An 8506-nucleotide genomic window follows, 5' to 3' on the forward strand; every position below is an offset into this window, starting at 1 on the left:
CTCGCCGCCGGCGGCGTCGGTGTCGATCCAAATCGTCAACTCCGGTGGAATAATAGGAATCCGCCGATCTTCCATCCATATCTGGTTCGGAAAATTCACATCGACGTCCATCAATGTTTAGTCGGTAGTTACCCTATGCTCTCGAACGTCTCCGACCTCGACCTGCGGCTGATCCGCGTCTTCCTCACCATCGTCGACGCCGGCGGCGTGTCGGCGGCGCAGGCGCTGCTGGGCGTGGGCCAGTCCACCATCAGCAGCCAGCTCGCCACGCTCGAAACGCGCCTTGGCTTCACCCTGTGCGAGCGCGGCCGCGGCGGCTTTCGCCTGAGCGCCAAGGGACAGCGATTCGACAAGCTGGCGCGTCGCGCGCTGGCCTCGCTGGACGACTTCAGCGCGCAGGCGCGCAACATGCATCGGCAACTGGTGGGCAACCTGACGCTGGGCCTGATCGGCAACGCCACCATGGCGCAGAACGCGCGCATCGGCCGCGCCATCGAGAAGTTCCGCCGGCGCGACGAGGCCGTGCGCCTGTCGGTGCTGATCCGCAGCCCGCGCGAGCTGGAGGAACTGATCCTGAAGGACGAGATGCAGGTCGCCATCGGCTACTTCCTGCACCGGGTGCCGATGCTGGACTACACCGCGCTGTTCCAGGAACGCCAGATCGCCTACTGCGGCGCCACGCATCCGCTGGCGGCGCGCGCCGGCCGCGTCACCGAGCAGGACATCGCCGACGCCGACTGGACCTGGCGCACCTATCCATTGCCGGAGTCCTCGTTCGCCGGCCGGCCGCGCCACATCACCTCCGAAGCCGACAACATGGAGGCCGCGCTGATCCTGATCCTGTCGGGCGCGCACCTGGGCTACCTGCCCGAGCACTATGCGGCGCCTTACGTGGCCGCCGGCCTGCTGCACGCGCTGGACGCCGACACCTATCACTACGACGTCGAGATCAGCATGGTGGCGAAACGGCGCAGCCACCTGGACGACATCGCCGCGGCGTTTCTCGAAGACATGCGCGCGGCCCTGCTGGACGCGCCGGCCTCGCCGCCGTGATATACCTGTGCCGCGCGCGGCGGCCACGCCAGGCCCCGCGCGCCGCCTACCAGGAGCCCGCATGTCCACCACCGCCACCTTGAATGCCGCCGCCGCGGCGCCGCGCCGCATGACCGTCCCGGCCTTTCGCGCCCGCAAGCGCGCCGAGCCGCTGGTCATGCTCACCGCCTACACCGCGCGCATGGCCGAGCTGCTCGATCCCCACTGCGACGCGCTGCTGGTGGGCGACAGCCTGGCGCAGACCATCTACGGCCTGCCGTCCACCGTGCCGGTCACGCTCGACATGATGATCGCGCACGGCGCCGCCGTGGTGCGCGGCGCGCGCCAGGCGCTGGTGGTGGTCGACATGCCCTTCGGCAGCTACGAGGAAGGCCCGGAGCAGGCCTTCCGCTCGGCCGCGCGGGTCCTGAAGGAAACGGGCGCCAGCGCGGTCAAGCTGGAGGGCGGCCAGGCCATGGCGCCCGCCATCGCCTATCTGTCGGCGCGCGGCATTCCGGTCATGGCGCACATCGGCCTCACGCCGCAGGCCGTCAACATCCTCGGCGGCTACGGCGCGCGCGGCCGCGGCGACGCCGAGTACGCCCGCATCGCCGCCGACGCCGCGGCGGTGGCCGACGCCGGCGCCTTCGCGGTGGTGATCGAGGGCGTGGTCGAACCGCTGGCGCTGGCCATCACCGAAGCCATCGCCTGCCCCACCATCGGCATCGGCGCGTCGGCCGGCTGCGACGGCCAGGTGCTGGTGGTCGACGACATGCTCGGCATGTTCGACCGCACCGCCCGCTTCGTGAAGCGCTACGACACCCTGTCGGCCCGCATCCAGGACGCCGCCCGCGACTACGCCGCCGACGTGCGCGCGCGCCGTTTCCCGGAAGCGGAGCACCTGTACGGTTGACGGGCAATCCGGCCCCATTCGCGTTTGTCGCTAGAATCAAGCCATGTCCGATCCCCGCGCCCGCCGCGCGCCCTTCATTCGCCAGCCATGACCCCGCCCCGCCACGACACGCCCCAGCTGCAGGACGCGATCGCCGACGCGATCAGCACGGCCACGCGCGGCGCCGGCCGCGTCAACATCCTGGTCGCGGGCAAGACCGGCGTGGGCAAGAGCACGCTCATCAACGCGGTGTTCCGCGGCGACCTGGCCAAGACCGGCGCCGGCAAGCCGGTCACGCAGACCACGCAGGAATTCTCGCGGCCCGGCCATCCGCTCACCATCATCGACACCCGCGGCCTGGAGGTCGGCGACTACGCCCGCTCGCGCCAGCAGCTGGCTGACCTGATCCGCGAACGCGCCGTCTCGGAAGACCAGGACCGGCACCTGCACGTGGCCTGGCTCTGCATCCAGGACAGCAGCCACCGCGTCGAGGATGCCGAAATCGAGCTGTGCGCGCTGCTGGCCGATGCCGGCATCCCCGTCATCGGCGTGCTCACCAAGGCACGCAAGAACAGCCCCTTCCTGGAACAGGCGCGCGCACTGCTGCCGCGCGCGCGCCAGGTGGTGGCGGTGCGCGCGCTGCCCGAACGCATCGAGGAACTGGATGCGGACCTGCCGCCGATGGGGCTGGACGCGCTGATCGAGGCGACCGCCGCCTTCATCCCCGAATCGCAGCAGCGCGCCTACGCCAACGCGCTCTCGACCCGCAACCAGAAGGCCCTGGAAGTAAAAAAAAAGCGGGCTGAAATAGAGGTCAACGTCGCCGCCGGCCTGGCCGCGTCGGCCGCCGCCGCACCGATTCCGTTCTCCGACGCCGTCGCGCTGGTGCCGATCCAGGTCGGCATGATCGCCAAGATCGGCATCACCTTCGGCATGGAACTGAACACCGCCGCCATCAGCACGCTGGTCACGTCCACGCTGGGCGCGTCCGCGGCCACGCTGGTCGGACGCTCGGTGGTGTCGGGCCTGCTGAAGTTCATTCCCGGCGCCGGCAGCGCGATCGGCGGCACCATCGCCGCCACCACCGCCGGCGCCATCACCAAACTGCTGGGCAACGCCTACATCGCGGTGTTGTACGACTTCTGCCAGAAGCATCCCGGCCAGGATCTCGACATCCCCATGATCACGCAGGCCCTCAAGCAACGCATGAAACCCTGAGCCTGTTACCCAACGCAAAGATCGGACTTAATGCGTCAAGATCGGCAAGGATCGGCTTTTCCGCGCATTGCCGGTAAATAATCGCGTCGGCACGACGTAAACGTAGTGCCGCGAATCCCGCAACGCCTGCCCACTCCCAATGATCATCGACCATTCCGACGTCATGTATCGGCACCTCGTGCAAGGTGTCGTTGACTACGCTATCTACATGTTGAACCCCGACGGCACCGTCGCCAACTGGAACGCCGGCGCCGAGCGCGCCAAGGGGTATACGCGGGACGAAATCGTGGGGCGGCATTTTTCCTGCTTCTACAGCCCCGCCGACCAGGCCTCGGGCCTGCCGGGGCGCGGTCTGAGCATCGCCCGCGAACAGGGCCGCTTCGAGGCCGAGGGCTGGCGCGTCCGCAAGGACGGCACGCCGTTCTGGGCCCACGTGGTGATCGACGCCATCCACGACGACACCGGCGCGCTCATCGGCTACGCCAAGATCACGCGCGACTGCACCGAGCGCCGCGAACGCGAGCTGCAGGTGCTGCACGCCAAGGAACTGGCCGAGCGCTACAACAGCGAGCTGACCTCGCTGTCGAGCTTCCTGGAAGCCGTGGTCTCGCACATCCCGTCCTGCGTGCTGGTGCTGGACGCCGTGTCGCGCCGCATCCTGCTGGCCAACCGGCAGACCGAAAACGTTTTCGGCGCGCGCCGCGAGCAGATGCAGGGCCAGACCATGCAGCAATGCCTGCCGCCCGCCGTCCATGAATTCTTCGAGCGCCTGACCAACGACGCCCTGCGTTCCGACGGCGCGCTGCGCGAGGCCGGGCAGGAAGAAGTCATCACCGAGCGCGGCCCGCGCACGCTGCGCAGCAAGACGCTGGTGTTCCACAGCAGCGATCCGCGTTCGCGCTACGTGCTGCTGATCGCCGACGACATCACCGACGAGAACGCGGCCCAGGCCCAGGTGCGCTACATGGCGCACCACGACACCCTCACCGGCATTCCCAACCGCCGCCTGTTCCGCGAGCGCCTGCTCAAGGCGCTGTCGCCCGAGGGCCGCGAGCGCAGCGCCGCGGTGCTGTGCCTGGACCTGGACAACTTCAAGAGCGTCAACGACACGCTCGGCCACCAGTACGGCGACGAGCTGCTGCGCCAGCTGGCCCGGCGCCTGGCCAAGAACCTGCGCGAGCAGGACACGCTGGCGCGCCTGGGCGGCGACGAGTTCGCGGTGGTGCTGCCCGGCATCGAAAAGACCGACGACCTGCGCCAGATGGCGCAGCGCCTGATCGACGCGGTGCGCGAGCCGTTCCAGGTCGACGGCCACACCGTGCCGGTCAGCGTCAGCATCGGCATCGCCCGGGCCACCGCGCAGGAAGCCGGCGCCGACCACCTGCTGCGCTACGCCGACATGGCGCTGTACGAAGCCAAGCGCAATGGCCGCAACTGCCTGGCGTTCTTCAAGCCCGAAATGGAAGCGGCCGCGCTCAAGCGCCACGAAATGGAGATGGACCTGCGCCAGGCGATCCTGTCGCAGCAGCTGCAGCTGTACTACCAGCCCATCAAGGATGTCACCCACGTCCGCACGGTGGGGCGCGAGGCGCTGATGCGCTGGCAGCATCCGGTCAAGGGCCTCATCATGCCCAACGACTTCATCCCGATCGCCGAAGAGACCGGGCTGATCCACGAGCTGGGCGCCTTCACCCTGCACGAAGCCTGCCGCGAAGCCATGACCTGGGACGCGCACGAAACCGTGGCGGTGAACCTGTCGGCCACGCAGTTCACCAACAATGCGCTGGTCTCGCTGGTGGAATCCGCCCTGGCCACCTCCGGCCTGCCGGCGCGGCGGCTGGAGCTGGAGATCACCGAATCGGTGCTGCTGGCCAATTCGGAGGCCAACCTGACCACGCTCAACCGGCTCAAGCAGCTGGGCGTGAAAGTGGCGCTGGACGATTTCGGCACCGGCTATTCATCGCTGGGCTATCTGCGCACCTTCGAGTTCGACAAGATCAAGATCGACAAGTCCTTCACGCAGGACGTCGAATCGAGCAAGGAAGCGCTGGCCATCATCCGCGCCATCAACGGCATCGGCCGCAGCCTCGACATCCCCACCACCGCCGAGGGCGTGGAGACGGCGGCCCAGCTGGAAAGGCTGACGCAGGAAGGCTGCTCGCACTTCCAGGGCTTCCTGCTGGGGCGGCCGATCTCGCACGAGCCGCCGCAGCCCGAATAGGCCACGGCGCCCGCGGCGCGCGTCAGTCCTTGAGCAGCGCCTGGTTGGCGCGGGCCGCGGCCTGCGCGGCGGCCTGGCGGCCGCGCACGAGTTCAAACAGGTTCTTCGGATCGGCCAGGCGCGGCGCCACTTCCACCCGGGTGCCGATGCCGTGCTTGACCGCGCTGTCGCGCAGCCAGCGCAGCGCCGAGAAGTCCTCGAGCGCGAAACCGACGGAGTCGAACACGGTGATGTCGCGATCGCCCTGGCGGCCGGCGCTCTGGCCGGTCAGCACGCGCCACAACTCGGTCACGGCGAAGTCGGCGGGCATCTGCTGCAGGTCGCCCTCGATGCGCGTCTGCGGCTCGTATTCGACGAACACCGGCCCGGCGCGCAGCACGTCGGCGTGCAGTTCGGTCTTGCCGGGGCAATCGCCGCCCACGGCGTTGATGTGCATGCCCGGCTCGATCATGTCGGCGGTCAGGATGGTGGCGTAGGCCTTGTCGGCCGTCACCGTGGTCACGATGTCGACGCCCTTGGCGGCCGCGGCGGTGCTGTCGAAGCGTCGCAGGCGCAGGCCGGGCACGCCGGCCAGGTTGCGCTCGAGCTTGTCGGTGGCGGCCGGATCGACGTCGTACAGATGCAGCGTGTCAATGCCCAGGATGTGATGGAACGCCAGCGCCTGGAATTCGCTTTGCGCGCCGTTGCCGATCAGCGCCATGCTGCGCGAGCCCGGACGGGCCAGGGCGCGGGCGGCCAGCGCCGAGGTGGCGGCGGTGCGCAGCGCGGTGGTCAGCGTCAGTTCGCTGATCAGCAGCGGCTCGCCGGTGTTGACCTGCGCCAGCGCGCCAAAGGCCATCACGGTGCTCAGGCCCGCCGCCGGATTGCCGGGATGGCCGTTGACGTACTTGAAGCTGTAGAGATCGCTGTCGGCGGTGGGCATCAGCTCGATCACGCCGGTCGTCGAATGGTTGGCGACGCGCGCGCTCTTGTCGAACTCCTGCCAGCGCAGGAAATCGGCCAGCAGATAGTCCAGCAGGTCTTCGAATACCTTGCGCGGGCCCTGTGCGGCCACGATCTTCGCGACGTCGGTGGTGGTGAGCAGTGTCGTCATTATTTTCCCCTGATGTTTCGGTACAGAAATTCTGTCCGATGCCCAGGTCAATGCCTAGCGCCCACTTTCCACACAAAATGCTAGGAACCTGCCATTCTGGCAACGGCCGATGCCACTTGTCGCAATCCGGCCGCGGCGCTGCTGGTAATCCCTGATATGCCGCGAACTGCGCCTAACCCGCGTCACTCGCGCGCAACTCCGCCGGCAGATGCTCGCGCATGATCTCGATGAAACGGCGCAACCGCGGCGGTTGCAATCGCGACGGCGCGTAGACCAGGTAGACGGGCAAGGGCGGGGCGAACCAGTCCGGCGCCAGTTGCACCAGCCGGCCGCTGGCCAAGTCATCGCGCAGCGCCCAGTCCGACGCGATGCCCACGCCCAGGCCTTGCAGCGCCGCCTTGCGCATCGCGTACAGGCCGTCGGTGGACAGGCGCGGCACGATGTCGATGCACACCACCTCGCCGGTCCGGACGTGCGTCAGGCTGACTTCGTTGCGGTAGAACGTGCGCAGCGCCAGCCACGGCAAGGCCGCCAGCTCGGACGGATGCCGGGGCAGGGGCCCGCCGCCCAGCAGCGACGGCGCCGCCATGACGCTGCGCGGCACCTCGCCCAGCTTGACCGCGACCACCGACGGATCCTGCACCGGCCCGACCTTGATCGCGCAATCGATGTTCTCGGCGATGAAATCCGGCACCCGGTCATGCAGCAGCCACTCCACCCGCATGCGCGGATACAGGCGCAGGTAATGCGCCAGCGCATCCATGAACTGGTTCTGGCCGAAAGCGTGCGGCGCCACCACCCGCAACGACCCGGCCAGGTCCTCGCCGGCGCCGCTGACCTCGCTCTCGAGCGACTGCCAGGTGGTCGTCAATTCCCGGGCGCGCTCGTAACAGCGCTGGCCATCCTCGGTCAGCCGGATGGCATGGGTCGAGCGCTGCAGCAGCCGCACCCCCAGCGTGCGCTCCAGCAGTTGCAGCCGGCGGCTGATCGTCGGCTGCGTCGCCCCCAGCTGCAAGGCGGCCGCCGACAGGCTGCCAGCCTCCACGATACGTATGAAGGTCTCCAGCAACAGCAGGCGGTCGGTGCCGGTCGCGAGGGGCAGGGCGGGCTTGGTCATACACCCATCGTATAACGGATCTACCCAGCGGACGGCTACCCACGGCCCGGGCGGACGCTCAGAATCTGCGCCGTGCCCTCTTCGCGGCCTCTTTCCTGAACGGAACCCCATCATGTCCTCCGATACCCGGGCGCATCCCGCGCCCGCCACCCAAGACCCGTCCGCCGGACTGGTCCTGCTGCTCGCCATGGGCGCCGGCCTGGCCGTTGCGTCCCTGTATTACAACCAGCCGATGCTCGGCATCCTGGGCGCGGACCTGCACGCCAGCGCCAGCCAGCTCGGCTGGATCCCGACGCTGACCCAGCTGGGCTACGCGTTCGGCATCCTGTTGCTGGCGCCGCTGGGCGACCGCTACGACCGCAAGCGCATCGTCCTGATCAAGGCCTGCGCCCTTGCCGCGGCCTTGCTGCTGGCCGCCGTCGCCCCCGCCATCGGCGTGCTGCTGGCCGCCAGTTTCGCCATCGGCCTGTCCGCCACCCTGGCGCAGGACATCGTGCCCGCCGCCGCCACGCTGGCGCCGCCCGCGCATCGCGGCCGCATCGTCGGCACGGTGATGACCGGCCTGCTGCTGGGCATCCTGCTGTCGCGCGTCATCAGCGGCTTCGTCGCCGAACAGCTCGGCTGGCGCACCATGTTCCTGGCCGCCGCGGTGTCGATCGTGGCGCTGGGCGCGGCCCTGTGGCGCGGCCTGCCCGCGTTCGCGCCGACCTCGCGGCTGCCCTACGCCGAACTGCTGCGCTCGCTGCCCCGCCTGTGGCGCCAGCACGGCGAACTGCGCCGCGCCGCGACCGCGCAAGGCCTGCTGTCGCTGGGCTTCAGCGCCTTCTGGTCGACCCTGGCGGTCATGCTGCACGAAGCGCCGTTCCACCTCGGCGCGGCGGCGGCCGGCGCCTTCGGCCTGGCCGGCGCCGCTGGCGCCCTGGCGGCGCCGCT

General features: G+C 69.1%; 7 protein-coding genes. 5 read left to right on the forward strand and 2 right to left on the reverse strand.

Annotated features, from left to right (window positions below; all coding sequences use genetic code 11):
- The first annotated feature begins 135 nt into the window (after positions 1–135).
- The 4 genes from H0523_RS12735 to H0523_RS12750 all read left to right on the forward strand — a co-directional run bounded on the left by H0523_RS12735 (position 136) and on the right by H0523_RS12750 (position 5363).
- Complete coding sequence (locus H0523_RS12735; protein WP_054434014.1) at positions 136–1053, forward strand: LysR family transcriptional regulator; 918 nt, start codon at positions 136–138, stop codon at positions 1051–1053.
- Between the two features lie 61 nt (positions 1054–1114).
- Positions 1115–1945 (forward strand): 3-methyl-2-oxobutanoate hydroxymethyltransferase, encoded by an 831-nt coding sequence (gene panB, locus H0523_RS12740; RefSeq protein WP_054434015.1) that lies wholly within the window; start codon positions 1115–1117, stop codon positions 1943–1945.
- 87 nt (positions 1946–2032) lie between these two features.
- Positions 2033–3142 (forward strand): YcjF family protein, encoded by a 1110-nt coding sequence (locus tag H0523_RS12745; protein WP_054434016.1) that lies wholly within the window; start codon positions 2033–2035, stop codon positions 3140–3142.
- A gap of 139 nt (positions 3143–3281) precedes the next feature.
- Positions 3282–5363, forward strand: a complete 2082-nt coding sequence (locus tag H0523_RS12750; RefSeq protein WP_082404747.1) for a sensor domain-containing protein — start codon at positions 3282–3284, stop codon at positions 5361–5363.
- 22 nt (positions 5364–5385) lie between these two features.
- Here the strand turns inward: H0523_RS12750 and ocd are convergent, their stop codons facing one another.
- Positions 5386–6456: an ornithine cyclodeaminase gene (ocd, locus tag H0523_RS12755; protein WP_054434017.1), complete on the reverse strand. Its 1071-nt coding sequence runs from the start codon at positions 6454–6456 to the stop codon at positions 5386–5388.
- Between the two features lie 172 nt (positions 6457–6628).
- The gene (locus tag H0523_RS12760) at positions 6629–7573 is read right to left on the reverse strand and encodes a LysR family transcriptional regulator (RefSeq protein WP_054434018.1); all 945 of its coding nucleotides are present in this window, start codon (positions 7571–7573) and stop codon (positions 6629–6631) included.
- Positions 7574–7685: 112 nt separating this feature from the next.
- On the opposite strand from H0523_RS12760, the gene H0523_RS12765 reads away from it, so the two are divergent.
- Positions 7686–8506, forward strand: an 821-nt coding sequence (locus tag H0523_RS12765) for an MFS transporter (RefSeq protein WP_180180070.1), incomplete at its 3' end; no start/stop codon positions are given.

This window comes from Achromobacter insuavis, from assembly GCF_902859645.1.
Taxonomy (GTDB): domain Bacteria; phylum Pseudomonadota; class Gammaproteobacteria; order Burkholderiales; family Burkholderiaceae_B; genus Achromobacter; species Achromobacter insuavis.

Excerpts from the sequence above, each read along its gene's own strand:
- panB (WP_054434015.1), top strand. The coding sequence starts at position 1,115 with ATGTCCACCACCGCCACCTTGAATGCCGCCGCCGCGGCGCCGCGCCGC.
- H0523_RS12750 (WP_082404747.1), top strand. The coding sequence starts at position 3,282 with ATGATCATCGACCATTCCGACGTCATGTATCGGCACCTCGTGCAAGGT.
- H0523_RS12745 (WP_054434016.1), top strand. The coding sequence starts at position 2,033 with ATGACCCCGCCCCGCCACGACACGCCCCAGCTGCAGGACGCGATCGCC.
- H0523_RS12735 (WP_054434014.1), top strand. The coding sequence starts at position 136 with ATGCTCTCGAACGTCTCCGACCTCGACCTGCGGCTGATCCGCGTCTTC.
- H0523_RS12760 (WP_054434018.1), bottom strand. The coding sequence starts at position 7,573 with ATGACCAAGCCCGCCCTGCCCCTCGCGACCGGCACCGACCGCCTGCTG.
- ocd (WP_054434017.1), bottom strand. The coding sequence starts at position 6,456 with ATGACGACACTGCTCACCACCACCGACGTCGCGAAGATCGTGGCCGCA.